At 31.8% G+C, this 16,239-nt stretch carries 12 protein-coding genes; 8 read left to right on the top strand and 4 right to left on the bottom strand.

What is annotated here, in order from left to right:
- The first annotated feature begins 1 nt into the window (after position 1).
- Genes miaA through BBG48_RS01905 form a run of 4 tightly spaced genes read left to right on the top strand, consistent with a single transcriptional unit; the run spans position 2 to position 2,910 of the window.
- Positions 2–910: a tRNA (adenosine(37)-N6)-dimethylallyltransferase MiaA gene (gene miaA, locus BBG48_RS01920; RefSeq protein WP_068914246.1), complete on the top strand. Its 909-nt coding sequence runs from the start codon at positions 2–4 to the stop codon at positions 908–910.
- 16 nt (positions 911–926) lie between these two features.
- Complete coding sequence (locus BBG48_RS01915; protein WP_068914247.1) at positions 927–1,418, top strand: hypothetical protein; 492 nt, start codon at positions 927–929, stop codon at positions 1,416–1,418.
- 19 nt (positions 1,419–1,437) lie between these two features.
- A complete protein-coding gene (locus tag BBG48_RS01910) occupies positions 1,438–2,466 on the top strand; it encodes a ParA family protein (RefSeq protein WP_068914248.1) in 1,029 nt (342 codons plus the stop codon).
- Positions 2,467–2,469: 3 nt separating this feature from the next.
- A complete protein-coding gene (locus tag BBG48_RS01905) occupies positions 2,470–2,910 on the top strand; it encodes a hypothetical protein (RefSeq protein WP_068914249.1) in 441 nt (146 codons plus the stop codon).
- A 48-nt stretch (positions 2,911–2,958) separates the two neighbouring features.
- On the opposite strand, the gene BBG48_RS01900 is transcribed toward BBG48_RS01905, so the two are convergent.
- Genes BBG48_RS01900 through BBG48_RS01885 form a run of 4 tightly spaced genes read right to left on the bottom strand, consistent with a single transcriptional unit; the run spans position 2,959 to position 7,186 of the window.
- Entirely contained in the window at positions 2,959–3,300 is a 342-nt protein-coding gene (locus tag BBG48_RS01900) for a HepT-like ribonuclease domain-containing protein (RefSeq protein WP_068914250.1), read from the bottom strand.
- Positions 3,301–3,307: 7 nt separating this feature from the next.
- On the bottom strand, positions 3,308–4,612 hold the full coding sequence (locus BBG48_RS01895; protein ID WP_094754510.1) for a metallopeptidase TldD-related protein: 1,305 nt from the start codon (positions 4,610–4,612) through the stop codon (positions 3,308–3,310).
- Positions 4,613–6,034, bottom strand: coding sequence for a TldD/PmbA family protein (locus BBG48_RS01890; RefSeq protein WP_068914251.1), 1,422 nt, complete (start codon positions 6,032–6,034; stop codon positions 4,613–4,615).
- A gap of 24 nt (positions 6,035–6,058) precedes the next feature.
- Complete coding sequence (locus BBG48_RS01885) at positions 6,059–7,186, bottom strand: cysteine desulfurase family protein (protein ID WP_068914252.1); 1,128 nt, start codon at positions 7,184–7,186, stop codon at positions 6,059–6,061.
- A 235-nt stretch (positions 7,187–7,421) separates the two neighbouring features.
- Here BBG48_RS01885 and BBG48_RS01880 point away from each other — a divergent pair, with 235 nt between their 5' ends.
- From BBG48_RS01880 to addA, 4 genes are read left to right on the top strand one after another with little or no spacing between them, the layout of a single operon-like run.
- Entirely contained in the window at positions 7,422–8,588 is a 1,167-nt protein-coding gene (locus BBG48_RS01880) for a hypothetical protein (RefSeq protein ID WP_068914253.1), read from the top strand.
- An 8-nt stretch (positions 8,589–8,596) separates the two neighbouring features.
- Positions 8,597–9,271: a uracil-DNA glycosylase gene (locus BBG48_RS01875; RefSeq protein WP_068914254.1), complete on the top strand. Its 675-nt coding sequence runs from the start codon at positions 8,597–8,599 to the stop codon at positions 9,269–9,271.
- Between the two features lie 57 nt (positions 9,272–9,328).
- Positions 9,329–12,727, top strand: a complete 3,399-nt coding sequence (locus BBG48_RS01870) for a PD-(D/E)XK nuclease family protein (RefSeq protein ID WP_068914255.1) — start codon at positions 9,329–9,331, stop codon at positions 12,725–12,727.
- Positions 12,720–16,169 (top strand): helicase-exonuclease AddAB subunit AddA, encoded by a 3,450-nt coding sequence (gene addA, locus BBG48_RS01865; RefSeq protein ID WP_068914256.1) that lies wholly within the window; start codon positions 12,720–12,722, stop codon positions 16,167–16,169. Before BBG48_RS01870 ends, addA begins: the two co-directional genes overlap by 8 nt.
- Positions 16,170–16,239: the final 70 nt, after the last annotated feature.

Here is a 16,239-nt window from a genome sequence, read left to right as displayed (position 1 = left end):
ATTGAAAAAAGTAATAATAATCGCCGGACCTACAGCAGTTGGCAAGACTAAAACTGCTGTAGAGCTGGCAAAAAAATTAAATACACAGATTATTTCCTGCGACTCTATGCAAATATACAAAGGCATGGATATCGGTACTGCCAAAGTTACAGAAGAAGAAAAAAACGGTATTGCACACCATCTTATTGATATTGTAGAACCACAAGACTATTACAGCGTTGGCTCATATTCTGAAGATGCACAAAAAGAGATTTCTAAATTATTTGAAAAAAATAAAATCCCTATTTTTGCTGGCGGAACTGGATTATATATAAACTCCGTCATTTATAAAATGGATTTTAACGATACAGATAAAGACGAAACAGTTAGACAAAAATATGAACAATACTATAGTGAAAATGGCGAAGACGCTCTTTTTGCCCTACTTCAAGAAAAAGATATAAATGCCTCACAAAAAATAGAAAAGCAAAACATCAAAAGAGTAATCAGAGCCTTAGAAATAGCAGAAAATAATGACAAAGTAAATCCGTTTGAAAAAATAAGTGAGTTTCAAGATTATGAAGTCAAGCTCTATGTGCTGGCACTAGACAGAAAAATCCTCTACGAAAGAATTAACAATCGTGTAGACAAAATGCTTGAAAATGGTTTAGTAGACGAAGTCAAGAACTTAATCAACTCCAAAGTGCCAACTGGCAGCACCAGCATGAAAGCCATAGGCTACAGACAAATTATTGATTATTTAGACGGAAAAACTGACTACCAAACATCAGTTGAGTTAATCAAAAGAGACAGCAGACGCTATGCCAAAAGACAGTATACTTGGTTTAGAAGATATGCTTTTGCAAAATGGATTGATACAGCAATTTATACACCTGAGCAAATAGCGGATTTAATCTACAACGAAATTTAAAAATTAGGAGGAACTTATGGAATTTTATAATGCACTTATCGGTGAAGAAAATGATACTCAAACTATTTTTGACCCACTGATAGGAGATTGGGAATTAGAATGGGTTGACTCAAAAAATACCGACCACGAACGCCACGTCAAAGGACAATGGTATTTTTCAAAAATTCTCAATGGTGATGGAATACAAGACATTTTCATTTGCCCATCAAGAGAAGAAAGAAAAATAAACCCCCAACCCGACGCAGAGTATGGCACAACCATAAGGCTTTACAACCAAAAAACAAAAAAATGGGATATCTGTTATGCTTGCACAGGAAAAATGGTTAGATTAGAGGCAGAAAAAATTGGTGATGAAATAATTTTAACTAATTTAGACAAATCAAATGGTTTAAACCTTTGGGTATTCAGTGATATCACATCAAATAGGTTTCATTGGGAAAATAAATCTTCCTTTGACGATGGAAAAACTTGGCAAATTAATGGTGAAGTTTACGCTAAAAGAAAATAAAAATATTTAGGAGGCTAAATTGGCTAAGATTATATTTTTTGGAAATCATAAGGGCGGAGTTGGCAAGACCACGACCACATTTCAAGTTGGTGCAAATATGGCAAAGCTGGGCAAAAAGGTTTTACTAATTGACCTTGACCCACAAGGCTCACTTAGCAAAATTTGTGTAAAAATGGTAAATATAAAAAATACAAATGACATACCAGTCGAAAGAACTTTAAACTATTTGTTAGAGTTATACCTGCTTAAATTTCGTCGTATCACAAAATTAGATGTACTTGAAAATAGTGAAGCTCTTAAAACAGATGAAAATACTAAAAATATAGTTAAAAATTCTATTTATAAAAGCGAAACAGAAAAAGGCTTTTTAGCATTTATCCCAAATAGAATAGATATAGAAAATTCTCGTATAAATGACTTGGCATATAAGATGTCAAGATATTCTATGGGCATTGTAGGCTTATCCGTAATGATAGACGATATAATTGACTCCTTTGAAGATGGACTAGACTATGTATTAGTTGACTGCCCTCCTGCAATTAATGCTATTATAGAAAGCATATTCTTAAAATCAGATTATTTTATGATACCTACAATTGCAGACGACATTAGCACTTCTGGAGTTGCTGATTACATATCCAATATAAATAAAACATTTTTAAGATTTACCTATGAGTCTTCAGTTGGTGGCTTGTTATTAGAAAAAGTATTTAAAAAACAGCCTGAATTACTCGGTATACTTGAAACAATGTATAAAGAAATAGAAAGTCCAAGCTCAAGTGCAATTATGAGCAGTCTTAATGACCAATTAATAGAAATAAATGTAAAAGAACCAATCGCCACAAAAAAATATTTGCGTTACAACTTTAACATTAATAATCCTAATGCTAAGGCAAACAAATCATATATATTGGATAATAAAATACATTTTTTAAACAACAGAACTACTAAAGGTAAAGAAGGAATACCATTTTTTACAGATAAAGCCACTGCCCACGAAGAATATGAGCAAATCACAAAAATTATTTTGAATTCAATCGGAGTATAAAAAATGAATGCAAATGATAAAAAAGTATTGGAAAATCTTGTAAAAAGCTATGTAGCAGTTTATCCAATAAAAGACAGCTTTAAAAAAGATTATTTCAACTATCCAATAGAAAAAATTAATGAAGTTATAAACAATCTTTTTGAAGAAATACAATCAAAAGCTACCGCCAAAAAGTCAAAACCAAAATCAAAATTTAAAGTTCCAGAAGTTGAAAAAATGTCTACAAAAGAAGAGGCAAAAGACTATTATTTAAATAATATGATATACGACAGAACTTCCAGTGAGGCAAAGAAAAAACTTATAAACTTTTACTTAAAAGAAGACCTTAAAAAAATCTACTCACTACTGAATGAAAAAAAAGCCTCAAATAATCTAAATAAAACAGATTTACTTAACCAAATTGACTTATACTTCGATAATATAGATAGAGCAAAAAAGTTTTAAAAAAAGCTATAACTGATTACCTTCAATCAGTTATAGCTTTTTTGGATTTTAACTATCCATTTCCAAGATTTTTTCCAGTTCAAATTTTAATGCTGTAAATTCTACTTTTACTATGTTGTATAAGACTTGCATTTTAAAGGTTTGGTAATTATGGATAATGGTATCTCTTATATCAACTATACAAAGCCATGGAATATGTGTTGTATTTTCTCTTATTTCCTTTGAAAGAGAAATAACAAACTCTGCCATATTTATAAAGGTCATAGCTAATGCACGTTTTAATATTTCATCATCAAGAAAATCATAAATATCCACTTCGTCAACTATTTCATAGCCCATTTCAATTTCAGATAAAATTTGTTTCAAAGCAATTTTGTCACTGTTCAACATTTCTATTTTATTCTCCCGCTACACTGACATTTTCAAAGGCTATGACTGATGGTGCTAGTGAATATGACCTTTGCTCCAGTTCTTTGCTAAATATCATTTTATCCTGCACGTCATTTAAATTTAATGATAATGAGCCACCTGATACCGGCAATTCTTTTGCGTCTTTGTGTAAAATTGCCAGTCTAAATTCTCCGCCAAAATCTCCAGTGGCATTGTCTGTCAAAAATGATGAAAACATTTTAATTTCTAAATAATCACCTGAGCGTAATTCTTTTTCTGATATTTCTCCTGCATTTACTGCAAAGTTGGCGGTATATCCGGATATTGGCATATTAAGATAGCTACCGATTTTTGAACCTGACATTATGGAGTTTACTTCACCGTTATTAATTATTATCTGTTCTTTTAAAATTACACCATCACCATCAACTATTTGTGGGTTTACTACATTTTCAAGATTAGGTATGGTCTTTAATGTGATTTTATTTTTTGCAGTTTCTTTTTGGATTTTTTTGCCTACTTTGTAATTTGATAGCTTTGAAAATATATATTGGTCTGTGGCTTTATCCAAATAGTATTGTAATAATTCTTGCACTGCGTCATTGGATAAAATTACTTTTACATTTTCTAATTTTGGCGAAGTAACCGCCTTGGCTCTTAAATCAGTCTGCGTCAACTGCTCAACAAATATTTTTCTAATTTTTTCTATATCAAAATCTCTTATGTCATAAAGTGTAAATATTTCTACACTTTCTTTACCTGTGTCATTGTCTGTTACCAGCTCAAAGGAAACTTTTGATGTATCATAAGAAAGATTTAACCCGTAGCTATTTTGTATTTTGTGGTTTATGTCTATCACAAATAGCTCAAATGAGTTTATATTTGAATGTATCCCGTCTTTTTTATAATCATGGTTAATCAAGTCGCTAAGGTCTTTAAATTTATCCATAAATTTTTTGATATTGCTTTGGGATTTTATTTCCAGTAATTTTTCTGTATGGTTGTCAAACAATTTGTATGGCTTATTTTTTACAAATTGAGCTTGTTTTACTGCAAAATCAATCTTGTCTTGGATTTCCTTTTCGCTGTCACTTTGACCTATAGTAAATAGCACGTCACCGGTGTACTCCACACCATTTTGTGAAAAGTCTACATATATTTTTACTTGATATTCTGTAAAAATCACTTCTCTATTCATATCCAACTTGGTTTTTATAAAAAATAATTCTTTTGAAGTCTTGGTGATTTTTTTTATAACCCAGCTTGTGATTTTTTGCTCTGCATTTAATTTATTTTTAATTATTTCTATCATTTAGTTTAATCTCCCTTTTGCCTTTATATATGAGCCACCTGTAGATGTCTTTACATATTCCTTGTGCCCTTTGCCACAATATCCGCTGCCTGACATTTTTACATTCGCTGTCACTGCATTGATGGATTTTAGCAAATCAGGCACATATCCAGTCAAGTAAAGTGGACTTACTATTTTTCCGGTAAATTTGCCGTCTTTTATCTCTCTACCCTTTGCAGCCACACACTGTATCGACCAGTTTTTTGGGTCTTCCATGCCTGAGGAGAAATTTTCTAATAAATAGCCATGCTTTACTGAGGCAATCATATCATCAAGGTTGTCATCTCCGCCTGCAAAAAATGTGTTTGTCATTCTTGTATATGCTTTTCTCTTATAGCTTTCTCTTTTGCCGTTACCTGTTGGTTTTATGCCTAACTGTAAGGCAGAAAGTTCATCGCACATACCGCTGACTAAAATGCCTTTATCTATAATAATAGTATCTTGTCCAATATTTCCTTCATCATCAAACATATAACTGGACACTTCGCCTAATGCCGCCGCTCCATCGTGCATTGTGATTTTGTCTGAGGCAACCTCTTTGTGCATATATTCTTTGCCTTTTGCTCTGTTTTTGACAAACATATCCATTTCTGCACCATGTCCAAAAGCCTCGTGGGCGATAAGTCCTGTGAAATTAGGATTGCAAATTATGTCATATTCTCCCGCCTCTACAGGTACAGAATTCATTAGCTCTAATGCCTCTGTGATTGCTGCTTTTACTAAATCATCGACTTGGTCTAATAGCTCTGTGCCAATATTGCCACTTGCCGGCAAAAATCCTATTTTGACTTTTTCCCCATCTGAAGCAATCGCAATTGCGGCTAGGGTTGAATAAATATAGCTTTGCTTTAGCTGTTTGTTTTTTGAGAAAAAATATTTGTTTACTTGAGTAATGGAGTATCTAGCCTGCATTTCAGCCAATTTTTCATTTTGCTCAACTTTATTTGAAATGGCATTTTTTAAAATATTTATTATTTTTTCATCGTCAATGTCTTTTACCTGTTCATTTACGTCTACAAAATATTCTTTTACGATTTTTTCGTCTGTTGGCTCAGCTTTATATTCAATTCTAGAAATATTTTCTTCAAATATTTTTCTGTCGTCTCCTGCAATTTTTTGCATTTTTTCTACTACAAAATCTACATCAATGTCGTTAAATGAAAACTCACTAAAGGACTTGCCGTTAAATACTCTTACCACAAACCCTCTTTCTTCGTCACGACTTGCTCCGACATTTATCTGTCTAGTGGTAACTAAATAATTCACTCCGTACACGTCTGTACCAAGTATTGATACATAGGAAAATTTTTCTCCTAATTTTTTTACTATTTTCTGCATTTTTGCTTGGTTTTGCTCTAAAAATGCTGATTTTTCTATTTTCATTTATACTCCTGTTAATTAAAATTTTTATCTGACCTTTTGTATAATTTTTTTAAGTGTTTCAAGTGTAATGTCAAGCTCTTCTTTTGTGGTATACTTTGAAAAGCTAAATCTAAGACTGCCTTTGATATATTCATTACCAACTCCTATAGCTTGCAGTACATGAGATGGCTCAATAGAGCCTGACATACAGGCAGAGCCTGCTGATACACTTATACCCTCTTTGTCTAATAATATAAGAGCCAAAGAAGAGTCCACATCTTTAAAACAAAAGCTTGCAATGTTTGCTATCCTATCTACTCTATCTCCTGTTAATATTACTCCATCTATATTTTCTAAAACATTTTTTATAAAATAATCTCTTAGATTTATAATCTTGTCAATATTTTCTATTTCGTCATTTATTTTTTCGCAGGCTAGTCCAAGAGACATTATGCCTCCGACATTTTCTGTACTGGCTCTTTTTCCACGTTCTTGCTCACCGCCAAATATCTGAGGGGTTATTTTTATTTTATCACTTACATAAAGTGCCCCTATCCCCTTAAAAGCATGGATTTTATGACCTGATAGGCTGAGTGCGTCAATCCCATCTCTTTTGACATCAATATCAATTTTTCCTAGTGCCTGCACTGCGTCAGTGTGAAATATTGCTCCTTTTTCGTGGGCAAGCTCTGCAAGTTTTTTAATATCTTGGATTGTACCTATTTCATTATTGGAATACATAATTGAAACTAGAGAAACTTCACCCGAATTCATTTTTTCCAGCTTATCTGATAAAACTTTTCCATTTTTATCTACGTCCAAATATTTTACGCTTACTCCGTTTTTTGACAAAAACTCTGCTGTATTTAATATTGCGTGGTGCTCAAGCTTTGATGTGACTAAAGCTTTTTTTTCACTGTTTAATACTTGCTTTAATATCCAGTTGTCAGCCTCAGTGCCACCTGAGGTGAAATATATTTCATTTTCTTTTGCACCGATTGCTTTTGCGACCTGTATTCTTGCATTTTCTATTATTTTTTTTGCCTCTTTGCCATCTTTATACAAGCTTGAGGGGTTGCCATAGCTTTGTCTAATATAATCTATAACCTTATCCAAAATATCGTCGTCTATTTTAGTAGTTGAGGCATTATCTAAATAAATCTTGTTCTTCATTTTTCTCCAATCCTTTTATTTTTTTCTTTATATAATTATTTTATCACACTTGTGCAAAATATGAGTAGGTATTTTATTCAAATTTATGTATTTGTTAAGAAAATTATTTTATAATTAATCTTGAGATTATTTGTAGATTAAATGATAAATCAGTGTTAAAATATATTTAGTTAAAAAAGTATTCATTATTACTTTTTTAAATTTATATTTTAAGACAACATAAGGGGTGATATTAATGAAAGAAAGATACGAAATAATAAATAAAATAATTGAAATATCTCCTATGTATGGCGAGTTTTCTAATATAAATACTGTAAAAAAAGAAAGTTACATATACAAGCTCTACGAAAATGATAAGCTCGGTATGTATATCTGCGAAAAGCCTATTGATGATGAGATTGGATTTGAAAAAGCCGGTGAAAATTTAAATATTTTTTACCCTTACATTCAGTCCTCAAATGTGCAAATGAATGTAATTGCCAACAAACAAAAATATAACATTAAGGAACTTAGTACGATTGTAGAAAATATTTCCAATGCTGTAAAAGAAATAGACTCTGAGTCAAGCTTGGTTTATAAAAGGCAAGAATTCGCACACAATATGACAAACTCTGTAAGCCTGCATCTTAATTATGAGGATATGGAGCATAGTTTTTATTTGAAATCAAAGGGGCAAAATATTACTCTAAATTATAAAAAATTAGACGAAGAAATTATTAAGTCTGAGCTTTTACAGATTGTAAATGCAATAAATAGACCTAGCGAAAATGTAAAGGTGTCCGATTTCAAATATTTTATAATACCTAGCAGTAATGAGCAAATTTATAACTATTTTGAAAAAATTTTGCACCCAAAATATGTCAAAGAAAATAATTTATTAAATAAACAGCTCTTTTCTGATAAAATTAATCTATACACATCTTTAAATTACGAGGATAAACATAGCCTAAAGTATAAAAATCTTGCTTTTTTTGATTTTGAGGGTTCATATAATCAATATTACAAAAATGTGTTAATAAGAGACGGGCAAATTGTAAAGCCATACTCAGATAAAAGACTTGAGCAAGAATATGAAACAGAAAATACAGCTTGCTCTTACTTGGATAATGACCACAATTTTTGTTGTGGCTTAATCGGTGCATATATTGAGCCTACTAATACAGATTTTGATGAAAAATCTGCACTTCTGCTCCCATTTTCTGAAATAGAATATGATGGCGACTTTATAACTATAAATGCTAAATCCGCATTTTATAAAAATTTAGCTGACAGTCTTTGCAAAATAGACGATTTTATTTACAAAGCTGATATCAAAAAGCTTTTCAGCGAAAACTTTGTAGGTACTACAGATAAATACAAGCTGTCAGGAGATATGGCAAACGGATTAATCTTTAAATTTTAAGGTGAAACATGGTACACATTGGTAACGACTGGGACGAAATATTGGCTGACGAATTTGAAAAGGATTATTATCTAAAAATTCGTGAAATCCTAAAAAAAGAATACTCTACAAGAACTATATATCCGGATATGCACGATATTTTTAACGCATTAAAATACACTTCATACGAAAATACAAATGTTGTTATTTTAGGACAAGACCCTTATCATGGACAGGGGCAGGCTCATGGGCTTTCGTTTTCAGTGCAAGATGGTGTAAAACTACCTCCATCACTTTTAAATATTTACAAAGAAATAGAAACCGATATCGGTACAAAAATGAATTTTGGTAACGGAAATCTTACTTACCTTGCAAAACAAGGTGTGCTTTTATTAAACGCCTCATTGACTGTAAGAGCGTCTGAGGCTATGTCTCATTCAAAAATTGGTTGGAGTAAGCTTACCGATGCAATCGTCAGAAAAATAAATGAAAAAAATTCTCCAGTTGTCTACATACTTTGGGGCAACTTTGCAAAGGAAAAAGCAGAATACATTTACAACCCTAAGCACCTAGTAATCACTGGAGTTCACCCTAGTCCACTATCAGCTAGTAGAGGATTTTTCGGCTCCAAGCCATTTAGCAAAACAAATAATTTTTTGGTACAACATGGACTTGATGCGATAAACTGGTCAAACATTAAATAAAATTAACTTGCACACTGCGGTGTGCTTTTTTAAAATGATTAATTTTGAGGAATAAAAATGCTAAAAATTATTTTAGGAAGAAACGGAAGTGGCAAGACCACAAAAATTTTAAATCTAATAGATACTGATATAAGAAGTGGCAAGAAAGCATATTTGATGGTGCCTGAACAATTAACCCTTTCTTATGAAAAATTGGCTACAGAATTTTTTAAAAAGCCACTATTTTTTTGCAAGATTATGAGTTTTGACAGGATTTCAAGCGACATCATATTGAACGTAGGCGGACAAAATGAGCAATACATAGACGAAGTATCAAAATTAGCTCTGCTATATAAAGCCTTAGACAATAACAAGGATAATTTTACAATTTACAACAGTTCATTAAACAAAAATGGGTTTTTACAAAAAAGCCTAAAATTAATTGATAATTTAAAATTAAATGACATATCAGCAGGCACTCTTGAGCAAGCCTCAAAAGATAAAACAATATCAAACGATTTGTCAACCAAGCTTTCTGAAATAGCAAATATGTATAGATTGCTGGAAAACTCCTTATCAGGCAAATTTATTGACAACGGCTCAAGGTTAAAATTTACAACCCAAAAAATCCCTGAATACATAAATAGAAAAAATTTCACCATATATTTTGATGCCTATATTAGCTTTACTGCCCTAGAGCTAAATTTTATAACTGCACTTTTAAATTTAGATAAAGACGTTACAATCACTTTGCCTTTTAGCGAGCTTAATGACACCAGTTTTGAAATTGCAAGAGATACCTTTAGACAACTTAATAAAATTTGTGAGGAAAATAATATTAAATTTGAAACGGAAGAACTCAAAAAATCCTTTATAAAAAAAGAAGATTTACATTTTTTGGAAACAAATTTCGGCTTAATAGGCTCAAAAAAGTATGCAAAAGAGCCTGAAAATATTTTTCTATATACCTTTGACAATCCTCAAACAGAGATAGACTATATAGCAAATAAAATAAGAGGCTTGGTAAAGGACAAAAATATTAAATATTCTGACATCTGCGTAGCTGTCACCAATCTTGACGGATATACAGAGCCAATCAGGAAATTTTTCACCCTTTACGAAATACCCTTCTTCTTAGATTTAAAAAGGAGCTTGACCGGAGAAAATATTATAAACTTAATATTTTCATTCTTATCTGCCTTTGATAAAGGGTTAAATTATAAAAACACACTTAGCATATTAAAAACCGGTTTTTTAGATGTAGACAAGTCAGACATTGATTTACTGGATAATTTCATGTATAAATGGAGCATATCTGAAAGACCATATATCAGTGAAAAATATTTTACAGAAGATAAATATTTCTTAGGCGAATTTGAAGAAAGCAAAGCTGACATACAAAAAATATATTACTTATTAACAGACATATACAAAAAATATAAAAATATTTTTACAAAAAATACTACCTCCAGTCAATTTTCATCGTCCTTGATAGACTTTCTAAATGACCTAAACGCCCAAGAAAAAATTGAGCTGGAAATAGAAAACCTAAAAAACGAATATCCACAAATAGCCGGTGAGATATCTCAGTCTTGGAACGTTTTAGTCGACACACTAACCAAGATGGACGCAGCCTTTAGCGAGGAAAAAATAGACCTTGACGCTTACCAAAAAATGCTATCTCTTTGTATAGACGCCCAAAAAATATCCATCATTCCTCCAACAGTGGACTCAGTCACTATAATAGACATTAACAGCAGTAAATACATCGGCTCTAAAATACTGTTCGCCTGCGGAATGAGTAACACACTTATCCCGACCAAGAGTGAAACAGACGTATTTTTACATGAAAAAGAAAAACAAGCCCTTAAAAATCTAAATATAAATTTAAACAACGATAGCTCCTACTACCAAAAAATGGAGCAAGCCTCCCTATATACTTTACTTGCCGGCAGTATTGATAAACTATATTTTAGCTACGCCATTACAGATATAAATCAGTCAAGTGCAGACAGCTCTATTTATATAGAAAAAATAAAGTCGATATTTCCACTTTTAAAAACTTCGGGGCTTATAACTCACAAAGACCTAGACGAAATTGCATTTGACTATGACAAAGATTTTGCAAATAATCTAACTTTAAAATCAGGCATTTACCATCTTTTCAAAATACTTCCTGAAATTGTAAAAGAGCTTGACACCAATGAAAATAAAGAAATTACATTTAATAACAGCCAGTCCTTTATAAATATGATGAATTTTCTTAACTATATCAAAGAAAATGACAAGCTAAAAAATTATTACGAAACTGTAAAAAATTCAACTTTTAGGAAAAATGACTATCACACCATTACAGAGCAAAGCACCAAGCAGATTTACAATCTACCTATATCTACCTCAGTATCAGAGCTACAAAACTTTGCGTCATGCCCTTTTTCTCACTTTATGAATTATCTGATACATCCTCAGCCAAAAGAGTCAATATATATAGACTCCTTGGCATCAGGTAGCTTGCTCCATAAATACATGGAAAATTTTACAAAACAGGTGATTTTAAAAAATAAAAAAATAGAGCAAATGACAAAAGACTCCGTTGACAACTTAGTCGACAAAATTTATAATTCAGAAGAGTTTTTAGATAACACCTCCAAAATTATCATATCAAACTCAAAAAAACAGCTCAACATCTTAAATAATCTCAAAAAAATATCAGCCAAAGCCACTGATTTTATGATAAAAGAGCAAAATGCAGGTCAGTATAACACTACAGCCGCTGAATACTCAATCAAACCAATTAAGCTAGTCATCGATGTGACAAAGGGAGACGACCTAGGCACAATATATCTTCATGGCAAAATTGATAGGCTTGACACCATAAATATAGACGATGAAAGATACATCAGAATAATTGATTACAAATCCTCCAAAAAAAGCATAAATCTTGGAGAAATAGTAGACGGCACAAATATTCAGCTAGTTTTTTACCTCTACGCACTAGAAAATCTTGGAGCAGGCACTGCCTACGCTGCAATGTATCTGCCTATGATAAATGCCTATGAAAGCCTTGACGCCAACAGCCTTGATGAAATAGAAAAAAAACTACAAGACCAGCTCAAAATGAAAGGAATAGTAGTAAACGACAAAGATATTTACCAAAAATTTGAATTAATTGAGGGTGACAAATCCGAATTTTCAGACGTTACCATTAAAGGTGATGATTTAAAAGGCTCAAGTGTTGTTTCAAAAAATCAAATGAAACAAATAATGGACATGGTAATTAGCTCAATCACTTCCCTATCAAAGGATATGCTAAATGGTAACATAGAGCCATGCCCTGTTGGAAATACTTGCGATTATTGCCAGTACAAAAGCATATGTAAAATTGACTCCCGCACACCGGGTTATAGAAAAAAACGTGCCACAAAACTATCCTTAAATGACTTAAACTCTGATTTAGGAGGTGAAAAAAATGAGTGAAAAAATTTCTTGGACAAAATCACAACAAAAAGCCATTGATGAAAGAAATAAAAATCTAATTATCTCAGCCGCTGCTGGCTCAGGTAAGACTGCTGTACTTACTCAAAGGATTGTTGATTTAATAGAAAAAGATAAAAAAGATATCTCAAGTATGCTTGTCTTGACCTTTACCAAGGCAGCAGCCTTTGAAATGAAAAATAGAATTCAAAAAAAATTATCAGATGATTTAGAAAAAAATCCTGATAATCTGCATCTAAGTCAGCAAGTCGCAAAATCCTCCACTGCAAACATATCGACTATGCACTCTTTTTGCATAGATTTACTAAAAGAAAACTTTGAATATTTAAATATCGACCCAAGCTTTTCCGTAGGCTCTACCGCCACCACAGCCATGATGAGAGCAGAGTGTATAAATCAGATTTTTTTACAAAAATATGAAAGTGATGACAAAGCTTTTTTGAACCTTGTAAACACCTTTTCTGCTAAGGGCGATGACAAGGTGCTCACTAGACTTGTATATAAAATTTATGACTTTGTCCAAAGTAAAAAAGATATGAAATCTTGGCTAAATGAGCAGGCTGAAAAATACAACGACAGCAATCAATATTTAGAAATATTAAAGCTTTATATAAAAGAAAAAATAAGCACAACTTTAGAAACGACACAAAAGTTATCAGTAGATGCAAGTAACTTTTGGCAGCCCTATTATGAGGCAATCAAAAATGACGAAGATTTTTTAGAAAAAATCAGCACCTCTATAGATACTGACTATGACGAATATGTAGAGCTAATTTCAAATTTTAAATTCAAAACACTTGGACGTTCAAAGGATAAAAATGGTGATGAACTCCAAAAGCAAAGAATAAAAAAAATCAGAGACTCCATCATAAAGACAGCCATCTCCGATTTAAAAGGATATTCAGCCGGCTCAAAAGAAATGACTGAATATATGCAAAAAACCTACCCAATAGTAAAAGCTCTAATAGATTTAACCTTAGAGTTTATGGAGCTATACTCGCAAGTAAAAAAAGAAAAATCCATATTTGATTTCAGCGATTTGGAGCACTTTACCCTAACCCTACTTGATGACGAACAAAATAGAAATAAAATAAAAGAAAACTACGAATATATATTTTATGATGAATACCAAGACTCCAACGAAGTGCAAGACAGCATAATCGAAAGCCTAAAATCCGATGACAATTTATTTTTCGTAGGAGATGTAAAACAGTCCATATATGGATTTAGATTAGCCTACCCTCAAAACTTTGTCAATAGATATGAAAGCTATCAAACTGATGAAAATTCAGAAAAAATCGACCTCTCAGAAAACTTTAGAAGTAGCAAGCAAATCCTAGATTTTAACAACAAAATTTTTGAAAAAATAATGGTAAAGCAGACCTCCTTGTTGGAGTATGACTCCAGTCAAAGGCTGGTTTTTCCAAAAACAAAAGACCTAAATAAAGAAAATAACGATAAAAATAATATCCAAGTAAATTTAATCAGCTTAGAAAAAAATGACATGGAAAGTGATAAAGAAAACCTTGATGAACCTACACAAGAGCTCCAAAATGATGAACTGATGGCAGAATTCACCGCCAAAAGCATATTAAAGCTAGTAGAAAGCGACAAAAAGGTCAGCTTTAAAGATATCGTAATACTAAGAAGGTCACTTGCAGGTGTCAGCCAAACCTACGAAACAGTTTTCAAAAAATATAATATACCACTTTCCATAGATTATTCCAGCGGAAAATTTGACGTTATAGAGGTTGCCATCTTTATTGATTTATTAAGAATAGTAGACAATATTTATCAAGACATACCAATGCTTTCAGTGATGATGTCTGGAATATTTAATTTTAGTGCCGAAGAAATCACCCAAATAAAAATATTTGACAAAGAAGAAAAATTTTTCTATAAGTCCGCTTTCAAATATGAAAAAGAAAATGATGATGATTTATCGAAAAAATTATCACAATTTTTTGAACAAATTTCAAGATATTCCAGTTTGCAAAACTATATGCCTCTTGACGAATTTATAGAATTTTTACTTCATGACACCTACTATGAAGATTTTGTAAAGACTATGCCCGGAGGTAGTCTAAGGCTGGATAACCTTGATACAGTCAAAATTGCAGTCAAAGATTTTATGAAAAGCGAAAACAAAACCCTGTTTTACTTTTTAATCTATATTTACTCAATTCTAACCAACAAATCCGACTCCATGACAGCTAAAAACATCTCTGATAGCCAAAACATTGTTAGAATGATGACAGTCCACAAATCAAAAGGCTTGGAGTTTGAAGTAGTATATTTAAATGACATTCAAAAGAAAATCAACAGGACTGATACATCGGACGCAGTGTTAATTCATTCACAGCTTGGGATTGGCTTAGACTACACTGACGTTGAACAGCGATATAAAATAGCCACCTTACCAAAAAAACTAATTTCTGAAACCATGAAAAAAGAACAGATTTCAGAAGAAATAAGGATACTTTATGTAGCCCTGACAAGAGCCAAGAAAAAATTGATTATAAATGCAATACTAGACTCATCAGCAAATAAAACATATAGCGACATTATACAAAGCTCTCTAAACAGAGACTTTAGCGATATGAAATCTTTTTTTGATTTTATACTTTTTGCATTGTCAGAGCAAATAATAGACGAAAGCATTTATTCACAAGATTTATTCAACTTTTCTATAATTTCCTATGAAGATATAGTTAAATCACTGTCAGCTCATAACTCAAATAAATATTATAGCTTGGATGAGCTGGTTTACTCTACCGCTGAGAAAAATGCAGACTTTATAGAAAAAAAATATATTCCTATTTATACCAACAAAGTCGCCCTTGATACCCTTGCAAAGGTGAGTGTTACCTCCTTGTCAAAGACACCCGACAGCTACCTTTTAGAGCCGACAAAGGAATATGTACCTTACAACAGCACTCAAGTCGACAAAAAACAAGTCGGTACACTTAATCACTTATTTTTAATGACACTTGACTTTACAAAAAAATATGACATCAATTCATTAAAAAGCCATTTAGAAGATATGGTAGCCAAAAAATTTATAAAAGAAAGCGAAAAGGAATTAATAGAGCTAAAAAACATCTATGAATTTACCCAATCAGATTTTTACAAAAGAATTGGCAATTCAAATCAGATTTTTAAGGAAGAGTCATTTATCACAAAATACAAGGGTAGCTTGCTTACAGGGATAATAGATTTATTTTTTGTTGAGGGCGACCACATTGTGCTGATAGATTATAAGACTGATGACGTAACAGAGCAGCGAGCCCCTGACCATGCAAAAATATATTCAAAACAGCTTTTTCTATATAAACAAGCTATAGAAACTGCCTTTGAAAAAAAAGTTGCACAATGCTTTATATATTTTCTAAGCATAAATAAGCAGTTTGAGATTAATCTTTAATACCATCATATATTAATGCCTTATGTTTCATATATTTAATACTTAATTTTTTATTGAAATTTCAATTGTA

This window comes from Criibacterium bergeronii, from assembly GCF_001693775.2.
Lineage (GTDB): Bacteria > Bacillota > Clostridia > Peptostreptococcales > Filifactoraceae > Peptoanaerobacter > Peptoanaerobacter bergeronii.
This window is presented reverse-complemented; position numbering and strand designations above follow the sequence as displayed.

Bases quoted from the DNA above. Each gene is read 5' to 3' on its own strand.
- BBG48_RS01915 (WP_068914247.1), top strand. From the start codon at position 927: ATGGAATTTTATAATGCACTTATCGGTGAAGAAAATGATACTCAAACT.
- BBG48_RS01905 (WP_068914249.1), top strand. From the start codon at position 2,470: ATGAATGCAAATGATAAAAAAGTATTGGAAAATCTTGTAAAAAGCTAT.
- BBG48_RS01900 (WP_068914250.1), bottom strand. From the start codon at position 3,300: ATGTTGAACAGTGACAAAATTGCTTTGAAACAAATTTTATCTGAAATT.
- BBG48_RS01895 (WP_094754510.1), bottom strand. From the start codon at position 4,612: ATGATAGAAATAATTAAAAATAAATTAAATGCAGAGCAAAAAATCACA.
- BBG48_RS01890 (WP_068914251.1), bottom strand. From the start codon at position 6,034: ATGAAAATAGAAAAATCAGCATTTTTAGAGCAAAACCAAGCAAAAATG.
- BBG48_RS01885 (WP_068914252.1), bottom strand. From the start codon at position 7,186: ATGAAGAACAAGATTTATTTAGATAATGCCTCAACTACTAAAATAGAC.
- BBG48_RS01880 (WP_068914253.1), top strand. From the start codon at position 7,422: ATGAAAGAAAGATACGAAATAATAAATAAAATAATTGAAATATCTCCT.
- BBG48_RS01875 (WP_068914254.1), top strand. From the start codon at position 8,597: ATGGTACACATTGGTAACGACTGGGACGAAATATTGGCTGACGAATTT.
- BBG48_RS01870 (WP_068914255.1), top strand. From the start codon at position 9,329: ATGCTAAAAATTATTTTAGGAAGAAACGGAAGTGGCAAGACCACAAAA.
- addA (WP_068914256.1), top strand. From the start codon at position 12,720: ATGAGTGAAAAAATTTCTTGGACAAAATCACAACAAAAAGCCATTGAT.